Genomic DNA, 18,223 nt, shown 5'->3' on the forward strand with positions numbered 1-18,223 from the left:
CGATTAGCGGCTTCGCGCTTCGTCGGTTTCTGCGGTGCTCTGCTGCATGGCCAGCTCCAGCAGCTTGCTGTAGTTCTCCAGCTTTTTATACAGCAGGCGCACTTCCAGCGCATTGTGGATGCGCGTTTTGACTTCCACCAGATCAAACGGTTTGCTGATGAAGTCCTTGGCGCCGGCCTGCAGGGCGCGCAGCTTGTGGGCCGGCTCCGCCGTCAACACAATGACCGAGAGGTATTTGTCCTGCTTGTCTTCCTTGAGCGCCTCCATCACCTGGAAGCCGTCCATGCCGGGCATTTTCAGGTCGAGCAGGATCAGGTCGTAACGATGCTCTGCGTGCAGCGCGGCTACCTCCAGCGAATTCATGGTGGAGCTGACCTGGGTATAGCCGGCGCCTGCCAGCAGCTGCTCGAGTAACTGCACATTGACGGGCTGGTCGTCCACCACCAGGATGCTGCCGTTCAGGATGTCGAATTCGGTGTTCATGCGGTTTTTTCCGGCACGGGGGCCTGCGTGGACCTTGTTTTGGAAAATGCCAGCGCCAGGTCCAGGGTTTCCATAAATTCATTGATCCTGATGGGCTTGGTGAGGTAGCGAAAGAAGCCGGCTTCCATGCCTTTTTCAATGTCACGGGGTATGGCATTGGCGCTGAGCGCCACCACCGGAATGTGTGCCGTCAACGGATCGGCACACAGAATCTGTACCGCCTTGATGCCGCTGATGCCCGGCAGGTTGATGTCCATCAGGATGATGTCCGGCTGCGCGGCCTTGGCCATCGCGATGCCGCTGATGCCGTCACGGGCCGACAGCAGCCGGATGTCGGAGCGGCGCGCGATGAGGTCTTCCACCAGCATCAGGTTAGCCGGGTTGTCTTCTACGTACAGAAGTGTATGGGCACGTGGATCGGTAGCCACCTGGCTTTGCTGGATCGGTGCCAGGGCTGCCAGCTCTGTTCGCAATGCAATTTCGTCGGTCACGTCCATTTCAATCCAGAACACACTGCCTTTTCCGACAACGCTTTCCACGCCGATGACACCACCCATCAGCTCGATCAGGCGTTTGGTCATCACCAGCCCAATGCCCGTACCTTGTTCGGTGGTGGCTTGCTGGCCCAGGCGGTTGAAGGGCTGGAAGAGCTGCTCGATCTTGGCAGGGTTCAGGCCTTCGCCCGTGTCTTCAATGCAGATGCGGATGCGCTTTTGAGGCAGATCCACGCAGTTGATCAAGACCGTTCCACTGCTGGTGTTGTACTTGATCGCGTTCGACAGCAGGTTGATCAGAACCTGTTTAAGCCGCGTGCGGTCGGCATTCACGAAGCAGGGCACGGGGAATTTCGGAAACGTCACGGTAATGCCGCGTTTGCCGGCCTGTGACTCGATCAGGGTTTCGCATTCAAGCATAACCTCGGCAAGCGAAACAGGTTCCAGCGACAGCGACAGCTTGCCGGACTCGATCAATGCCAGGTCCAGGATTTCGTTGATCAATTCCAGCAGGTACCAGCCGGCCTGGAGAATCTGGTCTACGCTGCGCTTTTGCGAGGGCGTTGGCTGGGGTGTGCCGGACTCGATCAGCTGCGCAAATCCGAGAATGGCGCTGAGCGGTGTGCGCAACTCGTGGCTCATGCTGGACAGGAAATCCGATTTGGCGAGATTGGCTTTTTCGGCCACGGCCATCGCTTCCTTCAGGGCCACTTCGACCTGCTTGCGTACCGAGTTGTCGGTGCCGATCAGCAGGTAGCCGATGATGGTGCCGAAATCGTCGCGCAATGCGGTGATGGACACGATGGCCGGAAAGCGGCTGCCGTCTTTACAGATATAGGTCAGCTCGTAAATGTCTTCGATGCCTCGCGAGGCCTTGAATGCGAGTGCCTCGAAGCCGGGCGTGATGGTGGTGGCGAGCTCCAGGCTCAGCGCCTGGGCCCGGGCCATCACTTCCTGCGGATCATGGATGTCGCTGGGGTTGATTTTGTTGACGACTTCAGCCGCCATATAACCCAGCATGCGTTCGGCACCGACGTTGAAGAGCTGGATGATGCCTTTTTCGTCGGTTGCGATGATCGAGAAATTTTCACTCGTCAGGATGGCCGTCTGCAATGCGCCTGTCTTGAGCAGTGCTTCCTGGCGCTTGACCTCTATGCCATCGGCTTTGGCAATGGCGTCAATAACGCTCAGGCTGGTAATAGGTGACATGGGCCATGTTTCTGTAAAAGTAACGACGACCCTGCGAAGCGCCGACTATGGGCGGTGCTTCCAGAATCCTGGCCGGGGATATGCGAAGTCTTTGCAAAGACTCCGGAAGTGTACAGGTCCTGCCTGAAAAGTCCGTGCGCCAGCGCACATAGCGGGGCCGTGCAGCCCTAGCTGTTTGCCCGGCGGTAGAACGCCAGCGAGCCCGCCAGCGCCAGCAGCGCGCCGCCGCAGGCGCGGTCTATCCAGCGTGTGGCCGAGGCCTTGAGCAGGCGTATTGCGCGTGCGCCTATGAAGGCATAGCCGAACATGACGGAAAAATCGATGCCGGCGAATACCAGCGAAATGGCGAGGTATTGCGGTGCCTGGGCCGCAGCCGGGTCAATGAACTGCGGGAGCAGGGCTGAGCAAAAGAGGTAACCCTTGGGGTTGGTCACGGCCACCAGGAAGGACTTCATGAAAATTGCGCGGCTGCCGTGTTGCGTGCCGGCGTTGTCTTCGGCGGGAATCTCAAATCCGCCGCGCGAGCGCAGCAGGCGAACGCCCAGCCAGGCCAGATAGACCGCGCCGGCCCATTTGAGCACCGAGAACCAGAACTCGGAGGCCGCCAGCAGCGCACCCAGACCGAGTGCGACCGCGCCGACCAGTACAAAGTCAGACACCACAGCCCCCAGCATGCCAGGCACGGAGCGGCGCACACCGTAGCGCGAACCATTGGCCAGCGCCAGCAGCACCGTGGGGCCGGGTGTGGCGATGGCCACCAGTGCCACGATGGAGAAAAGCAACAGTGTGGTGGTGTTCATGGTGCGGCTCCGCAACCCTGGGGTTTAAAAACACGCTCTTTGGAAGGCGGGTACTTGGCCAGCATGTCGGCCGGGCGGCGCGGCCGTGTGGTGAATTCGCCGCCGCAGTTGGGGCAGACGCCCTGGAGTTTGGTGGTGACGCAGTCGGCGCAGAAGGTGCATTCAAAGGTGCAGATGCGCGCATCGGGCGACTCGTTGGGCAAGTCCTTGTTGCAGCATTCGCAGTTGGGGCGGAGTTGGAGCACGTGGAGGTCCTGTGTGAATGGCGGGATTTAACTCGATGCTAAAGAAAAATTTCCTGGGAAGAAAGCCCGCCTTCTCCCAGCCGGACGTCTATGACAACTTCTTGACCAGCACCTGGCTCTTGCGGTCCCAGTTGTATTTACGCTTGCGGCCTTCGGGCAGCCAGTCCGGGTCTACCTGCACAAAACCGCGCTTGATGAACCAGTGCATGGTGCGGGTGGTCAGCACAAAGATGCTTTGCAGGCCGGCGGCGCGGGCGCGTTGCTCTATACGCTTGAGGATTTTCTCGCCGTCGCCCTGGCCCTGGCTTTGCGGCGACACGGTGAGCGCCGCCATTTCAGCCGTTTTGGCTTCGGGGTAGGGGTAAAGCGCCGCACAGGCAAAGATCACGCCGTCGTGTTCGATGATGCTGTAGTTGGCGGCGTCGCGCTCGATTTCGGTGCGGCTGCGTTTGACCAGCGTGCCGTCGTTTTCAAAAGGCTCGATCAGCTGCAGGATGCCGCCCACGTCGTCTTCCGTGGCCTCGCGAAGCTCTTCGAGTTTTTCATCGATCACCATGGTGCCTATGCCGTCGTGCACATAGATTTCCAGGAGCAGCGCGCCGTCCACCGCGAAGGGCAGGATGTGGCTGCGTTCCACGCCGGCCTTGCAGGCCTTGACGCAGTGCTGCAGGTAAAACGCGGTGTCGGTGGGACGTTCGCCGTTGGGCAGGGTGGCCAGCAGTTTTTCGGCGGCGGCCAGCGGCAGCTCGGTGTCGATGGGGTTGTCTTCGCTTTCGGGCTGGTCGTGGTGGATTCGTATGCCGGGAATTTCGCTCAGGAAAATCAGCTTGTCGGCCTGCATTGCGATGGCCACCGAAGTGGCGACCTCTTCCATGGTCAGGTTAAAGGCTTCGCCGGTGGGTGAGAAGCCAAAGGGTGAAAGCAGCACCATGGCGCCGAAATCCAGCACCCGGCCGATGGCGGCGGTGTCTACCTTGCGCACCAGGCCCGAGTGCTTGAAGTCCACACCGTCGAGAATGCCGACCGGCCGCGCGGTGATGAAATTGCCCGAAATCACCCGCACCGTGGAGCCGGCCATGGGGGTATTGGGCAGGCCCTGGCTGAACGCCGCTTCAATCTCATAGCGCAGCTGGCCGGCGGCTTCCTGGGCACAGTCGAGCGCGACTTCGTCCGTGATGCGCATGCCGTGCGAATATTTGGCGACGTGCCCCTTGGCCTTGAGCTGCTCGTTGACCTGCGGGCGAAAGCCGTGCACCAGCACGATCTTCACGCCCATGCTCTGGATCAGTGCCAGGTCTTGGGCGATGTGCTGGAGCTTGCCGGCCGCAATCGCTTCGCCGGCAATGCCTACGACGAACGTTTTGCCGCGGTGGGTGTGTATGTAGGGTGCGACCGAACGGAACCAGGGCACAAAGGTGAAATTGAAGACGGCAGACATGGGCGCGCTTTCGGGATCGGTTGTGGCGGGTCAAGGGCAGCCGGGGACGGCGCGGAAGGTGGCAAGCGGTCTCCCTGGGCGCTGTTTCCCCGGTAAACGGAAAAAGTCCAGTGAGTGTAAGGGAGACACCGCCGGCCTGAGGGATGCAAATGCCGGCTTTGGCGAGGGTGTGCCTTTTGCCGGCGTACTCCATTTGGGGGTTTGCTTAATGAGGGGCGGCGGGGTATGGTTCGGGTTCATGGACAAATACGCGATCGGGTTTTGGGGCTGCTATTTCGGGTCAGCCAGCCTGATGCTGGCCGGTTCGGCGTTTGCCTATATCCGGTCCCTGCGGCGTATTGCCGTCAATGCGGCTGTCTCGGCAATCGCCTCGACTTTTTTTGTGGTGGCCTTCCTGGGTTGGTTGCCGATCGAGAACGCCGATGTTCTTGACCGTTTCCTGGCCCACGTGGCCAGCGTGGTGTCTGCGCTGCTGGCTTACCTGCTGTTTTCCATCCTGGGCATCCTGCGCAATCCGGACTCGGCCCGGCGTGCCTTGACCTGGCTGGCAAGCCTGGCTCTTCTGAATATCGCCGTTGGCTGGGCATTGAGCCCGCGCCACGCACTGACACTGAGCCTGGCGGTGGCCTGTTTTCTGGGGCTGGTGGCAATGGCGCTCAGTCTTCGCAGCGCCGTGCGGGGGGACCTGCTTGCCTGGGTGGCCGTCTCGGGTGTCTCCTTCATGCTGGTGGCCATTGCCGGGTTGAGCTGGGTGGCACTGGACCGTGCCCATGTGCCGTGGCAGGTGCACGCGGTGACCGCTGTCGCCGGCACGTGTTACCTGGCGACCATGGCGGCTGTGCTGTGGACCCGTTACTCCTACCTGATCGAGCTGAACCGGGCCATGGCACATGGCCCCAGCTACGACCCGGTCACGCGCATGCGCTCCCACAGTGAAACCGGCAACATGCTGGAGGCAACCTTCAGGCGCTACCGCGATGAGCCGGTGCCGCTGGGTGTTGTGGTGGTGTCGGTTGCCAATCTGTATGTGCTGGAAAAGCTTTACGGCCACGCGGCTGTGAACCACGCGCTGTTTGTGTGCGCCGGGCGGCTGCGGCGCACCGTGCCCGGCGGTGTGGAAATGGGACGCCTCGAAGAGAACGGGTTTTTGCTGCTGATGCGCAATTGCCATGACAGCGGCCAATTGATTCACCTCGCGCGCAGGGTTCAGTCGGCCCTGGCCAGGTCGGTGGTGCTCAACACCACGCTCGAAGGCGATCTGGTAGGGAACCAGCAGACGCGCTGGGTCGCTGAAGTCGGCCTTGGCGTGCTCAGGGTCTCCAAGTCCGACGCGCGCGCCTCTTCGGCGGTGAGCACAGGGCGGGGCATGTCGCGCATAGCGCTCAGCTACCCAAGCCGCATTGCGTGGTTTGACGAGACCAGTGGGGAAGCCGTGGACTTGCCTGTGCTGGCGGCCTGATCGCAGCGCCCTCCACGGCGCCATAACCTTGACCAGCCGATGCGGCCCGTAACACCCGATAATTGAGCGTTTTGGCAGCGTTGCTGCCGCTTTCGTCCTGTCTCTCTTTTTGCCTTTCTCTTGCCTTCTTCCTCGCCCCCATCCTTGTCTCCCCTCGCCATCACTTTTCCGGAATCGCTGCCCGTTTCGGGCAAGCGCGACGAAATCACCGCTGCCATGGCGGCTCATCAGGTCATCATCGTCTGCGGCGAGACCGGCTCGGGCAAAACCACCCAGTTGCCCAAGATCGCGCTGGCCATGGGGCGCGGCAAGCTCAATTACCCGGCCGGACAAGGCCGGCTGATAGGCCATACCCAGCCGCGCCGTATTGCTGCGTCCAGCGTGGCCAAGCGCATCGCGGAGGAGCTGAAGACGCCGCTGGGCGACGTGGTGGGCTACAAGGTGCGCTTCCAGGACAGGCTCTCCCGCGATGCCTCCGTCAAGCTGATGACCGACGGAATTTTGCTGGCCGAGACGCAGACCGACCCGCTGCTCAAGGCCTACGACACGATCATCATCGACGAAGCTCATGAGCGCAGCCTGAATATCGACTTTTTGCTGGGCTACTTGCGCCAGCTGCTGCCGCGCCGGTCCGACCTGAAAGTGGTCATCACTTCGGCGACGATTGATGCGCAGCGCTTCGCGGATTATTTCGCGTCCAGCAAAGGCCCTGCGCCGGTGATCATGGTGTCGGGCCGCATGTTTCCCGTCGAGCAGCGTTACCGGCCGTTTGAGGAGTCACGCGAGCATGATTTGAACGACGCGATCGCGGACGCAGTCGACGAGCTCTGGCTGAGCCCGCACAGCGCGGGCGACATCCTGGTGTTTTTGCCCGGCGAGCGCGAGATCCGCGAGGCGGCCGACCACCTGCGCAAGCATCTGGCGCATCAGCCGTTGACGCGCAACGCCGAGGTGCTGCCGTTGTTCGCCCGTTTGAGCCAGGCCGAGCAGGACCGCATTTTTGACGGCCACAGCGGCCGGCGCATCGTGCTGGCTACCAACGTGGCCGAAACCTCGCTGACCGTGCCGGGCATCCGCTACGTGGTGGATGCGGGCACGGCGCGGGTCAAGCGTTACAGCTTTCGCAACAAGGTTGAGCAGCTGATGGTGGAGCCGGTGTCGCAGGCTGCGGCCAACCAGCGCGCAGGCCGCTGCGGCCGCGTGGCCGATGGCATTTGCATACGCCTCTACGACGAAAAAGACTTTCAGGGCCGCCAGCCTTTCACCGACCCTGAAATCCTGCGCAGTTCGCTGGCTTCGGTGATTTTGCGCATGAAGGCGCTGCACCTGGGCAATGTGGAAGAGTTCGCCTTCATCGAGCCGCCGCAGCGCCGCGCCATTGCCGACGGCTACCAGCTGCTGGCCGAGCTGGGCGCGGTAGACGAGGACAACGAATTGACCAGCGTCGGCCGTACGCTGGCCAAGCTGCCGCTGGACCCGCGCGTGGGCCGCATGATTCTGGAAGCCAGGGACCGCAACGCGCTCGACGAGGTACTGGTGATCGCCAGCGCGCTCAGTGTGCAGGACGTGCGCGACCGCCCCATGGACAAACAGGCCCAGGCCGACCAGCAGCACGCCAAGTTCGATGACGAGAAGAGCGAATTCAGCGGCTACCTCAAGCTGTGGAAATGGCTGGGTGACGCGCGCGGCGGCCACGGCACCGACCACAAGCTGTCCAACCGCCAGTATGAAAACCTGCTGCGCGAGAACTACGTCAATATCCGCCGCGTGCGCGAATGGCGCGACATCCATTCGCAGCTGCATACCGTCGTGGGTGAACAAAAGTGGGTTCTGAATGACAAGCCCGCCAGCTATGAGCAGCTGCATTTGTCCATGCTCTGCGGCCTGCTGGGCAACATCGGCTGCAAGAGCGACGAGGAAGACTGGTACCTGGGTGCACGCGGCATCAAGTTCTACCGCCACCCTGGCGCACGCCTGAGCAAAAAACCGGGCCGCTGGATTGTGGTGGCCGAACTGGTGGAAACCACACGCCTCTTCGGCCGCGGCATTGCCAACATTGACCCGGCCTGGATAGAGCAGGTGGCGGGGCATCTGCTCAGCAAACAGTTGCTGGACCCGCATTGGGAGAAAAAGGCTGCGCAGGTGACGGCGCTGGAGCGAGCCACGCTTTACGGCCTGGTGGTCTACAACGGCCGGCGCGTCAATTTCGGCCGTGTAGACCCGGTGACGGCGCGAGAGATATTCATCCGCGAAGCGCTGGTCGCCGGCAACTGGGACACCAAACTGCCTTTCCTGGCGGCCAACTTGAAGCTGATCCAGCAGGTGCAGGATCTGGAGCACAAGGCCAGGCGGCAAGACGTGCTGGTGGATGAGGAACTGATTTACGCTTTTTATGACCAGCAACTGCCTGCCGACGTGCACAGCGGTGCAAGCTGCGAGCATTGGTACAAAGAGGAAGTCAAAAAGCAGCCGCGGCTCCTGCTGCTCACGCGTGAAGAGCTGATGCGGCATGAAGCTGCCGGTATCACCACGCAGTCGTTTCCCAAGACACTGCGAATGGGCGGCGTGGATTGCCTGGTGACTTACCTGCACGAACCCGGCGATGCGCGCGACGGCGTGACGGTGGACGTGCCGCTGTTCGCGCTCAACCAGGTCAATGAAGAGCGCTGCGAGTGGCTGGTGCCCGGCATGCTCAAGGACAAGGTCCAGGCGCTGATCAAGACCCTGCACCAGCGCCCGCGCTCGCGCCTGGTGCCGTTGCCCGACACTGCCGCCCGCATGACCGAGCAGTTGCTGCAACCCGAGGTGTTCGGCAGCGGCTCGCTGACGGATGCGGTGCTCAAGCTGGTGCGCGACGCGACCTCGCTGGACATCAAGCGCAATGACATGAAGCTGGACATGCTGCCGCCGCACCTGTTCATGAACTTCCGCGTGGTCGACGAGCATGGCCGCCAGTTGGGCGCGGGCCGCAACCTGGGTGCGCTCAAGGGCGAGCTGGGTTCGCAGGCGCGTGGGGCCTTCCAGGCATTGGCGGGACTCAAAAATTTGGCAAAAGCACCCGAATCTGAGCCCGAAAAAGCCGTTTTCGCCGCAAATTCAGTGTCAAATCGGCCTCCAGCCCAATCAGGACATACGCAAGCAGCTCCTGAAAAGATAGCAGTGAAAGCACCGGAGCGCTACACCAGCTGGAGCTTTGGCGAGTTGCCGGAGCTGATGGAGATTCGTAAGGGTTCGCAGACGCTGATCGGGTTTCCGGCGCTCATTGATTTGGGCGACGCGGTGACGATCGAGGTGTTTGACGAACCCGATGTGGCGGCCGCGAAACACCGCGCCGGCTTGCGCCGGCTGTTTTCCCTGCAGATCAAGGATGCGCTGAAGTACCTGGAAAAGAACCTGCCGGAGCTGCAGAAGATGGCTACCAGCTACATGCTGGTGGGCCGCGCCGCCGACAACTCCGGCGGCGGTACGCTGGAGGAATTGCGCGAGCAGATCATCGAAGTGGCGCTGGACCGCGCCTTTTTGCTGGACCCATTGCCGACGCACGAAGCCGAGTTCAAAAAACGCATCGACGATGGGCGAGGGCGCCTGACGCTGATTGCCAGCGAGGTGGCCCGTCTGGCGGCCGGCATCCTGGGCGAATTCGCCGTGGCCCAACGCAAGATCAAGGACACCAAAAATGCCGCTGAAGCGGCGACCGATGCCGCCCAGCAACTGCAGCGCCTGGTACCCAAACGCTTTCTGACGGCCACCCCTTATGGGCAACTGCAGCACTTCGCACGCTACCTCAAGGCCATTACCTTGCGGTTGGAAAAATGGCGCGCCGACCCGGCACGTGATGCCGCACGGCTGGCTGAGTTGCGGCCGCAAGAGCAGCGCTACTGGCGGCTGGTGGCCGAACGAAAAGGCGCGGTGGATGCCCGCATGCAGGAGTTCAGATGGTTGCTGGAAGAGCTTCGTGTGAGCCTCTTTGCGCAGGAGCTGCGCACGCCGCAGCCGGTCAGCATTAAGCGGTTAGAAAAGGTTTGGACTCAGCTCAATAGCTGAGTCCAAACCTTTCAGCGAAGGCTAACAACTGCCGAAGGCTTGTTATGCCGCAGCTAAAAGGTCTGGGTAGCAACTCAATAGCTGAGTCCAAACCTTTCAACGAAGGCTAACAAATTGCCGAAGGCTTGTTATGCCGCAGCTAAAAAGCGTGGCAGCAACTGAATGGTTGAAACAGGCTTGCGAGATAAGCGCTTAAAAAAATGGCCTTGCATAGCAAGGCCATTTTTCCTGGTGAATCACCAACGGAAGATGCGGACTAGATGCGTCCCATCAGCAGCAGGATGACCAGGATCAACACCACCAGGCCGATACCACCACTGGGTCCATAGCCCCAGCTGCGGCTGTGACCCCAGGTTGGCAATGCGCCGACGAGGATAAGAATAAGAACGATCAGCAGAATGAGGGATAGGGACATTTGAAGCACTCCTTGTTATGTGAAGTGATTGTTTCCCGGTGCGGGGCGCAAACAAGCAGGATGAACGCCTGTCCAGCCGTCGGCAAATACTGACAGCCCTGGCTTAGAACCTGTTTACGGTCTAAACGAGGCCGCGTTGGGGTGCAATCGCGCGATTTCACCCGCAACCCGGAAGGCAAGCGCCTTCTCGGGCGGTCTGCGGCGTTGCGGCGCTTACAGTTTGGCCAGCCGCTGCAGGGCCGTGTTCAATGTTTCGTCTTTTTTGGCAAAACAGAACCGCACCACGCGCTGGTCAAAGCCGTTGCCGTAAAACGCCGACAGTGGAATGGCCGCCACGCCGATTTCGGTCGTCAGCCACTTGCAGAACCCGGCTTCGTCCAGGTCACTCACGTCGGAGATGTCGACACACTGGAAGTAGCTGCCTTCGCTGGGTAATAACTTGAAGCGGGTTTTTGCCAGCCCTTCGCGAAAGAGGTCGCGCTTGCGCTGGTAGAAGGCCGGCAGGTCCAGGTAGGGCTGCGCATCGGCCATGTACGCGGCCAGCCCGTACTGCACCGGTGTATTCACGGTGAAGACGTTGAACTGGTGCACCTTGCGGAACTCGGTGGTCAGTGCAGCGGGTGCGGCCACGTAGCCGACCTTCCAGCCGGTGACGTGGTAAGTCTTGCCGAAGCTGCTGACAATGAACGCACGCGCGGCAAGGCCCGGAAAACGCGCCGCGCTTTGATGAACGCGTCCCTGGGCCGCATCGAACACCATGTGCTCATATACCTCGTCGCTGATCAGCAGAACGTCGGTGGGCGCCAGGATGTCCTGCAGCGTGAGCATGTCGGCCTCGGTCCACACCGTGGCGCTCGGGTTGTGCGGCGAGTTGACGATGATCGCCCGCGTCCTGGATGTGATCGCTGCGGAAATTTTGTCGAAGTCGGGCCGGAAGGTGCCTGGCGTGAGGGGAACGCGCACCACGACGCCACCGGCCAGCTCGATGTTGGGCACGTAGCTGTCGTAGCAGGGCTCCAGCACGATGACCTCGTCGCCGGGGTGAACGACAGCCAGGATGGCCGTGATGATGGCCTGCGTGGCGCCCGCGGTAATGGTGATCTCGCTGTTGGCGTCGTAGCGGTGACCGTAAAGGTTGGCCACCTTGGCCGAGATGGCTTCGCGCAGCGCCGGAACGCCCGTCATGGGCGGGTACTGGTTCAGTCCCTTAGTCATTGCGTCCGTGACGGCATTGACCAGCTGCGGGTCACACTCAAAATCAGGAAAGCCCTGGCCCAGGTTGACGGCGCCTTTTTCAGCGGCCAGCGTGGACATCACCGTGAAGATGGTTGTGCCGACAGCGGGCAGCTTGGTTTTGAGCTTGGGGGTGCGTTCGAGGATCATGGTCATGGCAAGGGCTAGATAAGGTGATTTTTCTTCATCAAGCAGTCAGCGCGGAACCGGCTTCGCCGGGCTGCAGCTGGCGCCCCCTTGAGGGGGGAGGCGGGCGAAGCCCGCCACGGGGGGGAGTCAAACCTCATAGTCATTGACACGGCCAGCCATGGCCTTGGTGATCAGGGCGCGGTCCAGCTTGTCGCTGAGCAGTTCGGCGAATTTATAGACGAAATTGCGAAGGTAGGCGCTGCGCTTGAAGGCCACGCGGGCGACGTTGATGCCGAACAGCGGGCCGGCTGCGATGGCGATCAGGTCGCTGTTGGTGCCGTCTTCCTTGATGGCCATTTCCGCGACGATGCCCACGCCCAGTCCCAGGCGCACGTAAGTCTTGATGACGTCGGAGTCGATGGCTTCCAGCGCGATGCGCGGCTGCAGGCGCTTGGCGGCAAACGCCAGGTCGATCTTGGTACGGCCGGTGAAAGACGGGTGGTAAGTGATCAGGGGTTCTTGCGCCAGGTCTTCCAGCGTGATGTTGTCTTTTTTGGCCAGCGGATGGTCAACAGGAATGACCAGCATGTGCTGCCATTCATAACAGGGCAGGGTCACCAGGTCTTCGTACTGCGTCAATGACTCGGTCGCAATGCCGATTTCGGCCACTTCATCAAGCACCATGCGCGCCACCTGGTCGGGAGAGCCTTGGTGCAGGCTGACATTGACTTTGGGAAAGGCTTCACGCAGCTTGGCGACGGGCTGCGGGAGCACATAACGGGCTTGCGTGTGGGTGGTGGCAATGGAGAGCGTGCCGCTGTCCTGGGCAGAAAACTGCTCGCCAATGCGACGCAGGTTGCCGACCTCGCGCATGATGAGTTCAATGCTTTTGAGGACGTGTTCCCCGGGTTCCGTCACGCGCTTAAGGCGTTTGCCGTGCCGTGCAAAGATTTCGACGCCCAGTTCCTCCTCAAGCTCGATGATGGCCTTGGATACGCCGGGCTGCGAGGTGTGCAGGGCCTTGGCGGTCTCTGTCAGGTTCAGGTTGCGCCGGATGGCCTCCTGGACGAAGCGGAATTGGTGAAGGTTCATATCGAATTCAGGCTAATTATTGATTTTATTATGCCTGTTTTACGCTAAGGAGGAGCCCAACTGCCGTACCAACCGCCGTACCGATGCGCCGCGTCTCCACGGTTATGACAAGGCAATGCTGGCTATAAGTGCGGTCAATTCGCGGTATTCCCCGGCTGCAGGCAGAAGCTCGACTTCTACGCCCGGATGCGCCAGCCTGACGCGTTCGACCAGCAGCGGCAAGTCTTCCCGGGCGTGCTTGCCTATACCAAAGAAAAGCGGAAACACCCTTATATGGCGTGCGCCAACAGCTATTAAATTTGTAGCGGCTTCAGGCAATGAAGGAGGACAAAGCTCCAGGTAGGCGCAACTGACAGGGGTGCCGGGCTCGCGGAGACGGACTTGTGCGGCAACCGCCTCAATGGGGTCGCGCCATAGCGGGTCGCGCGAGCCATGGGCAAGCAGGATGATGCCGCGCGGCGTATGGGCCAGGGACGTCATGAACGGTCGCGTCCGTTAACGCCTGAGCACCAGCCAGCCAAACGCGCCCAGCGAGACGGCCATATAAAGCAGGCCTGGTGTGGCAGCCGCAAGCCAAGGCTGCCAGTTTCGCAGGTTGCCGATATAGCCGAACACGTTGTTGAGCAGGAAGAAGCTGATCCCGATCATTACCCCGGCGAACACGTAACCGGCGATGCCGCCGGAGCGAAAGTGAAGGTAGGCAAAAGGCAGCGCCAGAATCACCATCACCAGGCAGCTGAGCGGGTAAAAGACTTTTTTCCAGAACTCTATTTCGTAGCGCTGCGCGGTCTGCCCATTGGCGTCCAGGTGACGGACGTAATTGAACAGGTCAATGGTGCCCATGCGCTCAGGCTTGAGCAGCGCCACCGACACCATTTCAGCGCTGATTTCAGTGGGCCAGCGAAAGTTCTTTAGCACTGTGCGGTTGACCTTGGCGCTGCCCCCGGGTTTGGCGGCATTGCTGGCGCCGGCAGGAACATCAAACTCTGCACGCGTGGCCTGGTTCAATTCCCAGGCATCGCTGGCGGTGAACGCTGCCAGCGGCGCCTGTGTGGTGGAGACGATCAGTCCCTTGTTGTTGAACTCGAAAATCTGCACACCCTGCATTTCGTTGTCGGGGGTGAGCGCCCTCACATTGACCACAAAGGTGTTGTAGGCCTGCTTTTCCTTCAGCCAGGCACCGGTTTGGCCGATGGTGATCTTGTTCTGGTAGCGCGCCTTGAGCAGCTGTGCGGCCCGTTCGCTGGCAGGCGCCACATAGTCGCCCACGGCGAAACTGAACACCACGAACAGCGCCCCCAGGACCAGCAGCAACTTCAGCGCGCGCCAGGGGCCGAGTCCGCTGGTGCGCAGGATGGTGTATTCGGAGCTCTGTGCCAGCCGGGCCATCACAAAGATGGTGCCGATCAGTACGGAGATCGGCAGCAGCTCGTACAAATGATTGGGAATCAGCAGGCCTACATACAACAATGCGTGCCTGATCTGGTAGATATCGGCTGCGTTGATGCCGCTGCTCTTGCCGAGGTATTGCAGTTCATCGACCAGGTCAAAAAAGAAGAACAGGGCCAGGAAGCCCAGTGCCACCAGGGCGATGGCAGCCAGCACTTCACCGTAGATCAGGCGGCGTATGGTTTTCATGCGTGGCTTTCACTGTCACGTACGGCCAGCGGTGTACGGTTGATGCGCCGGGCGGGCCGCAGCGTCCAGTTGAACTGCCGCTTGGATAGCCAGGCCAGGGCCAGCAGCAGGACGCCGCCATGCAGTGCCAGCAGGAAGCTGCTGAAACTGATGAGGCCCACAAAAATCCAGCTTTGCCCGAGGTTGACCAGGTTGTTGTAGACCACAAACGTCAGCAACACAAAGATCATGTTGCCGCTGCGGCCACCGCGCGGGTTCACGCTGGCCAGGGCCACCGCCAGCACGACAAAGTTGATGGATGCCAGCGCCAGCCCCAGCCGCCACGCCAGCTCGCTGAGGTTGCCGCGGGTCGGCGCCTTGATCAGGGAGCGGGTGGAAAGCAGTTTGGCTTCCGGTGCGTTTTCGGTCAGCGGATTGTTATCGCCGGTTTTGGTGCCGTACTCTTCGAAGTCGCTGATTTTGAGCGCCGATTGCCCGATTACGTTTTCCAGGCGCTGGCCGTTTTCGAGCATGAGGAACTGCGCGTCACCTCTGGCCTCGATGCGGCCCGAGCGGGCCGTGGTGATGGAACTCTTGCCCTTTTCGGTCGCAGCGATGAAGACGTTGTTGCTGGAGCGCTCGCCCGCCAGGTCACGGTCGATAAAGAAAACCCGGTTGCCGCTGGAGGATTCCTGGAACTGGCCAGGGGCAATGCGGTCAAGGTCGCCGCGCTGCTCATACCGGCTTTGCATGTCTTTGGTTTGCTGGTTGGTCCAGGGCCAGACAAAAAGGGCCATCAGCGTGATGACCAGCAGGACAGGCCACGCAAAACGGAAAAGCGGCCGCAGAAAACCCGCCAGGCCCTGACCGCTGGTGAACCACACCACCATTTCGCTGTCGCGGTACATGCGCGACAAGGTACTGACCATCGCAATAAACAGCGACAGCGTGAGGATGGTCGGCAGGCGTCCCAGCGCCGAGTAGGCCATGAACAGCATGACGTCCTGCGGATTGATGAAACCGCGCGATGCCTGGCCCAGGGTGCGGATCAGAACAATGGTCATCACGATGGTGACCAGGACTACCAGCGTGGCCCCAAAACTGCGTGCCAGCTCTTTGCGAATCGTGGATTGGAATAACATTGACTGAATATCTGCCTTGGCTTCGATTTATTTTTGTTTTACTTTGGTTTATTTACCAGACCCTGAATTATGGACTTTGAACTCAAAACACTGACACCCACTCGTATTTGCAGCGAAAAAACCGACGCGCTGCTGGTTCTCGTACCCCAGGATCCGGGCTCCGGCAATGACCCTCTTTCGGTGCTCGCATCGCTGGCGATCAAGTCGGGGGACTTTGAGGCCAAGCCGGGCAAGCTCCTGAGTACGTACCGTGCTCCCGGCATCACTGCCAGGCGGGTCGTGCTGGCGGGGGTCGGGGATGCCAGTGCCAAAAACGTTCGTACCGCCGTCAGTGCCGGCCTGGGCGCCCTGAAGGCTGCGAACGTGCAACACCTGACCATTTGCTTCGGTGCCGTGGGCCATCTGAGAGCTGAAGCCGTGCGCGCGGCCGTGGTCGCTTGCGGTGATGCCACCTATACCTACGCTACCACCAAGTCCAAAGCCGCCAGGAACGCAAAAGCCGGCCCCGGCAGGTTGCAACGGGTGGTGGTTGCCGTGAATGACGCCGCAAGTGCCAAGATCGCGCAACCCGGCCTCGACAAGGGCGCAGCGTTGATCAAGGGCATTGAATTTGCCAAGGAGTGGGCGAACCGTCCGGCCAACCACGCGACACCGACGCTTCTGGCCGGCGCTGCCAGGGAACTGGGCAAGCTGCGCGGCATCAAGGTGGAGGTGTTGGGGCCCAAAGAGGTCGCCAAACTCGGCATGGGCTCCTTCATGGCCGTGGCGCAGGGTTCGGCCGAGCCGTTGCGCTTTATCGTGCTGCGCTATGAGGGGGCGGCCAAGGCTGAGGCGCCCGTCATGCTCGTTGGCAAAGGCATCACCTTTGACACGGGCGGTATCTCCATCAAGCCCGCAGCCGAAATGGATGAGATGAAGTTCGACATGTGCGGTGCCGCCAGCGTTCTGGGCACCTTCCGGGCGCTGGCGGAGCTGCGGCCGGCGCTCAATGTGGTAGGCCTGATTCCCGCCTGCGAAAACATGCCGGGCAGCCGCGCCATCAAGCCCGGCGATGTGGTGACCAGCATGAGCGGGCAGACCATTGAGATCCTGAACACCGACGCAGAAGGGCGGCTGGTGCTCTGCGACGCATTGACCTACGCCGAGCGCTTCAAACCCCGGGCTGTGGTGGACATCGCGACGCTGACCGGTGCCTGCGTGATTGCCCTGGGTGGCGTGCGCAGCGGGCTTTTCTCCAGCGACGACACCTTGGCCGAGGCCTTGTCGGCTGCAGGCGAATCGTCCCTGGACCTGTGCTGGAGGATGCCGCTGGATGACGATTATGCGGAAGGACTCAAGACCAATTTTGCAGATGTCGCCAACGTGGCGGGGCGTGCCGCAGGTGCGGTGACCGCGGCCAAGTTCCTGCAGCGGTTTACGGCCAGCTTCCCATGGGCGCACCTGGACATTGCCGGTACGGCCTGGAAAGGCGGAGCCGCCAAAGGTGCGACCGGCAGGCCGGTGCCGCTGCTGCTGGACTACCTGCTGGACCAGGTGGTGCCCGCCAGGGCAGGGACTTCGGCCCAGGCATCGGGCAAAAAAGCCAAAACAGCGTCCAGGCGCAAACCCGCATCCAAAACCCGGGCATGACCGAAATCGCCTTTCACTTCAATGTGCCGGACAAGCTGGCCTACAGCTGCCGGTTACTTCGCAAGGCCTACCTGAGCGGCGCCAGCGTTGTGGTGACGGGGGACGCTGCGGTACTGGCAGAACTGGACCAGTTGATCTGGAGTTTTTCGCCTGCGGAATTTGTGCCGCATTGCCGTGCGGACGTCCCCGAAAGTACATTGGCGGCAACGCCGGTGGTGCTGGCCGAGTCGCTCAAGGCCTGCCCGCATTACGGCGTGCTGGTCAATCTGGGACATGGCATCCCCGCCGAATTTGAACGCTTCGAACGTTTTATCGAAGTCGTGGCGCAGGCCGACGATGACCGTCTTGCAGCGCGAAGCCGGTGGAAGCACTACACCGACAGGGGCTATGCCATGAAACGCCATGACCTTGCGACGGCCGGGGAGGGTGCATGAACCGCCCGCCCGCACCGCCGCGGTTCGTGCCGACGCTGACGGAGGTCGTGCGGCCCATGCCTGCGCCAATGCCGGCCGCGCCGCCAGAAACGGCCAGGACTGGTTTGCCTGTGCCTCCGCCCACCGCTTCTGCAGAGCTTCAGGAACAGATGGTGCAACGCGTGCTGCAGCGGGTGAACCTGGTCCTTGAGCGGCGTTTGCGGGAGGTCGTAGGGCAGCTTATCCTGGAGCACACGCAAACCCTGGTTCCGCGTCTGCGCGAAGAAATTGAGGACGTTGTCCGTCAATCTGTGAGCCAGGCTTTGAAGCCCGAAGCAGCACCGCCAAACACGGACGTGTAGGCCCGTGCAAGCGGCTGTT

Annotated in this window: 16 protein-coding genes; 5 read left to right on the forward strand and 11 right to left on the reverse strand. The window is 61.2% G+C overall.

Annotated elements, in window-relative coordinates; translation table 11 throughout:
- Positions 1 to 3: 3 nt before the first annotated feature.
- From AC1DYR_RS09330 to argA, 5 genes are all read right to left on the reverse strand, one after another.
- Positions 4 to 483, reverse strand: a complete 480-nt coding sequence (locus AC1DYR_RS09330; protein ID WP_477704870.1) for a response regulator — start codon at positions 481 to 483, stop codon at positions 4 to 6.
- On the reverse strand, positions 480 to 2,186 hold the full coding sequence (locus AC1DYR_RS09335) for a PAS domain-containing hybrid sensor histidine kinase/response regulator (RefSeq protein ID WP_477704871.1): 1,707 nt from the start codon (positions 2,184 to 2,186) through the stop codon (positions 480 to 482). The genes AC1DYR_RS09330 and AC1DYR_RS09335 overlap by 4 nt, the downstream gene beginning before the upstream one ends.
- 167 nt (positions 2,187 to 2,353) lie before the next feature.
- Positions 2,354 to 2,986 carry a LysE family translocator gene (locus tag AC1DYR_RS09340; RefSeq protein ID WP_477704872.1) on the reverse strand — a complete coding sequence of 211 codons (633 nt, stop codon included), beginning with the start codon at positions 2,984 to 2,986 and terminating at the stop codon, positions 2,354 to 2,356.
- Complete coding sequence (locus AC1DYR_RS09345; RefSeq protein ID WP_477704873.1) at positions 2,983 to 3,231, reverse strand: DUF1272 domain-containing protein; 249 nt, start codon at positions 3,229 to 3,231, stop codon at positions 2,983 to 2,985. Before AC1DYR_RS09345 ends, AC1DYR_RS09340 begins: the two co-directional genes overlap by 4 nt.
- Positions 3,232 to 3,319: 88 nt before the next feature.
- The gene (gene argA, locus AC1DYR_RS09350; RefSeq protein ID WP_477704874.1) at positions 3,320 to 4,669 is read right to left on the reverse strand and encodes an amino-acid N-acetyltransferase; all 1,350 of its coding nucleotides are present in this window, start codon (positions 4,667 to 4,669) and stop codon (positions 3,320 to 3,322) included.
- Between the two features lie 238 nt (positions 4,670 to 4,907).
- Here argA and AC1DYR_RS09355 point away from each other — a divergent pair, with 238 nt between their 5' ends.
- Positions 4,908 to 6,128, forward strand: coding sequence for a diguanylate cyclase domain-containing protein (locus AC1DYR_RS09355; RefSeq protein WP_477704875.1), 1,221 nt, complete (start codon positions 4,908 to 4,910; stop codon positions 6,126 to 6,128).
- A gap of 144 nt (positions 6,129 to 6,272) precedes the next feature.
- On the forward strand, positions 6,273 to 10,172 hold the full coding sequence (hrpA, locus tag AC1DYR_RS09360; RefSeq protein WP_477704876.1) for an ATP-dependent RNA helicase HrpA: 3,900 nt from the start codon (positions 6,273 to 6,275) through the stop codon (positions 10,170 to 10,172).
- 256 nt (positions 10,173 to 10,428) lie between these two features.
- On the opposite strand, the gene AC1DYR_RS09365 is transcribed toward hrpA, so the two are convergent.
- The 6 genes from AC1DYR_RS09365 to lptF form a co-directional block, all read right to left on the reverse strand.
- On the reverse strand, positions 10,429 to 10,587 hold the full coding sequence (locus AC1DYR_RS09365) for a DUF3309 family protein (RefSeq protein WP_007856361.1): 159 nt from the start codon (positions 10,585 to 10,587) through the stop codon (positions 10,429 to 10,431).
- 213 nt (positions 10,588 to 10,800) lie between these two features.
- On the reverse strand, positions 10,801 to 11,976 hold the full coding sequence (locus AC1DYR_RS09370) for a pyridoxal phosphate-dependent aminotransferase (protein ID WP_477704877.1): 1,176 nt from the start codon (positions 11,974 to 11,976) through the stop codon (positions 10,801 to 10,803).
- A gap of 120 nt (positions 11,977 to 12,096) precedes the next feature.
- Positions 12,097 to 13,041: a CysB family HTH-type transcriptional regulator gene (locus tag AC1DYR_RS09375; RefSeq protein WP_457282743.1), complete on the reverse strand. Its 945-nt coding sequence runs from the start codon at positions 13,039 to 13,041 to the stop codon at positions 12,097 to 12,099.
- Between the two features lie 102 nt (positions 13,042 to 13,143).
- Positions 13,144 to 13,521, reverse strand: coding sequence for a sirohydrochlorin chelatase (locus AC1DYR_RS09380; protein WP_477704878.1), 378 nt, complete (start codon positions 13,519 to 13,521; stop codon positions 13,144 to 13,146).
- Positions 13,522 to 13,536: 15 nt separating this feature from the next.
- Positions 13,537 to 14,679, reverse strand: coding sequence for an LPS export ABC transporter permease LptG (gene lptG / locus AC1DYR_RS09385; RefSeq protein WP_477704879.1), 1,143 nt, complete (start codon positions 14,677 to 14,679; stop codon positions 13,537 to 13,539).
- Positions 14,676 to 15,800 carry an LPS export ABC transporter permease LptF gene (gene lptF / locus AC1DYR_RS09390; protein WP_477704880.1) on the reverse strand — a complete coding sequence of 375 codons (1,125 nt, stop codon included), beginning with the start codon at positions 15,798 to 15,800 and terminating at the stop codon, positions 14,676 to 14,678. Before lptF ends, lptG begins: the two co-directional genes overlap by 4 nt.
- 69 nt (positions 15,801 to 15,869) lie before the next feature.
- Between lptF and AC1DYR_RS09395 the strand changes: the two genes are divergently transcribed.
- The 3 genes from AC1DYR_RS09395 to AC1DYR_RS09405 are packed head-to-tail and all read left to right on the forward strand — an operon-like array spanning position 15,870 to position 18,204.
- Positions 15,870 to 17,429, forward strand: a complete 1,560-nt coding sequence (locus AC1DYR_RS09395; protein WP_477704881.1) for a leucyl aminopeptidase — start codon at positions 15,870 to 15,872, stop codon at positions 17,427 to 17,429.
- Entirely contained in the window at positions 17,426 to 17,863 is a 438-nt protein-coding gene (locus AC1DYR_RS09400) for a DNA polymerase III subunit chi (protein WP_477704882.1), read from the forward strand. Before AC1DYR_RS09395 ends, AC1DYR_RS09400 begins: the two co-directional genes overlap by 4 nt.
- A complete protein-coding gene (locus tag AC1DYR_RS09405) occupies positions 17,860 to 18,204 on the forward strand; it encodes a hypothetical protein (RefSeq protein ID WP_477704883.1) in 345 nt (114 codons plus the stop codon). The genes AC1DYR_RS09400 and AC1DYR_RS09405 overlap by 4 nt, the downstream gene beginning before the upstream one ends.
- Positions 18,205 to 18,223 lie beyond the last annotated feature (19 nt).

This window comes from Polaromonas sp. P1_F9 (genome assembly GCF_056405615.1).

What these genes read in the sequence shown, in the direction of transcription:
- AC1DYR_RS09330 (WP_477704870.1), bottom strand. Translation starts at nt 483, where the DNA reads ATGAACACCGAATTCGACATCCTGAACGGCAGCATCCTGGTGGTGGAC.
- AC1DYR_RS09335 (WP_477704871.1), bottom strand. Translation starts at nt 2,186, where the DNA reads ATGTCACCTATTACCAGCCTGAGCGTTATTGACGCCATTGCCAAAGCC.
- AC1DYR_RS09340 (WP_477704872.1), bottom strand. Translation starts at nt 2,986, where the DNA reads ATGAACACCACCACACTGTTGCTTTTCTCCATCGTGGCACTGGTGGCC.
- argA (WP_477704874.1), bottom strand. Translation starts at nt 4,669, where the DNA reads ATGTCTGCCGTCTTCAATTTCACCTTTGTGCCCTGGTTCCGTTCGGTC.
- AC1DYR_RS09355 (WP_477704875.1), top strand. Translation starts at nt 4,908, where the DNA reads ATGGACAAATACGCGATCGGGTTTTGGGGCTGCTATTTCGGGTCAGCC.
- AC1DYR_RS09365 (WP_007856361.1), bottom strand. Translation starts at nt 10,587, where the DNA reads ATGTCCCTATCCCTCATTCTGCTGATCGTTCTTATTCTTATCCTCGTC.
- AC1DYR_RS09370 (WP_477704877.1), bottom strand. Translation starts at nt 11,976, where the DNA reads ATGACCATGATCCTCGAACGCACCCCCAAGCTCAAAACCAAGCTGCCC.
- AC1DYR_RS09375 (WP_457282743.1), bottom strand. Translation starts at nt 13,041, where the DNA reads ATGAACCTTCACCAATTCCGCTTCGTCCAGGAGGCCATCCGGCGCAAC.
- AC1DYR_RS09380 (WP_477704878.1), bottom strand. Translation starts at nt 13,521, where the DNA reads ATGACGTCCCTGGCCCATACGCCGCGCGGCATCATCCTGCTTGCCCAT.
- lptG (WP_477704879.1), bottom strand. Translation starts at nt 14,679, where the DNA reads ATGAAAACCATACGCCGCCTGATCTACGGTGAAGTGCTGGCTGCCATC.
- lptF (WP_477704880.1), bottom strand. Translation starts at nt 15,800, where the DNA reads ATGTTATTCCAATCCACGATTCGCAAAGAGCTGGCACGCAGTTTTGGG.
- AC1DYR_RS09395 (WP_477704881.1), top strand. Translation starts at nt 15,870, where the DNA reads ATGGACTTTGAACTCAAAACACTGACACCCACTCGTATTTGCAGCGAA.
- AC1DYR_RS09400 (WP_477704882.1), top strand. Translation starts at nt 17,426, where the DNA reads ATGACCGAAATCGCCTTTCACTTCAATGTGCCGGACAAGCTGGCCTAC.
- AC1DYR_RS09405 (WP_477704883.1), top strand. Translation starts at nt 17,860, where the DNA reads ATGAACCGCCCGCCCGCACCGCCGCGGTTCGTGCCGACGCTGACGGAG.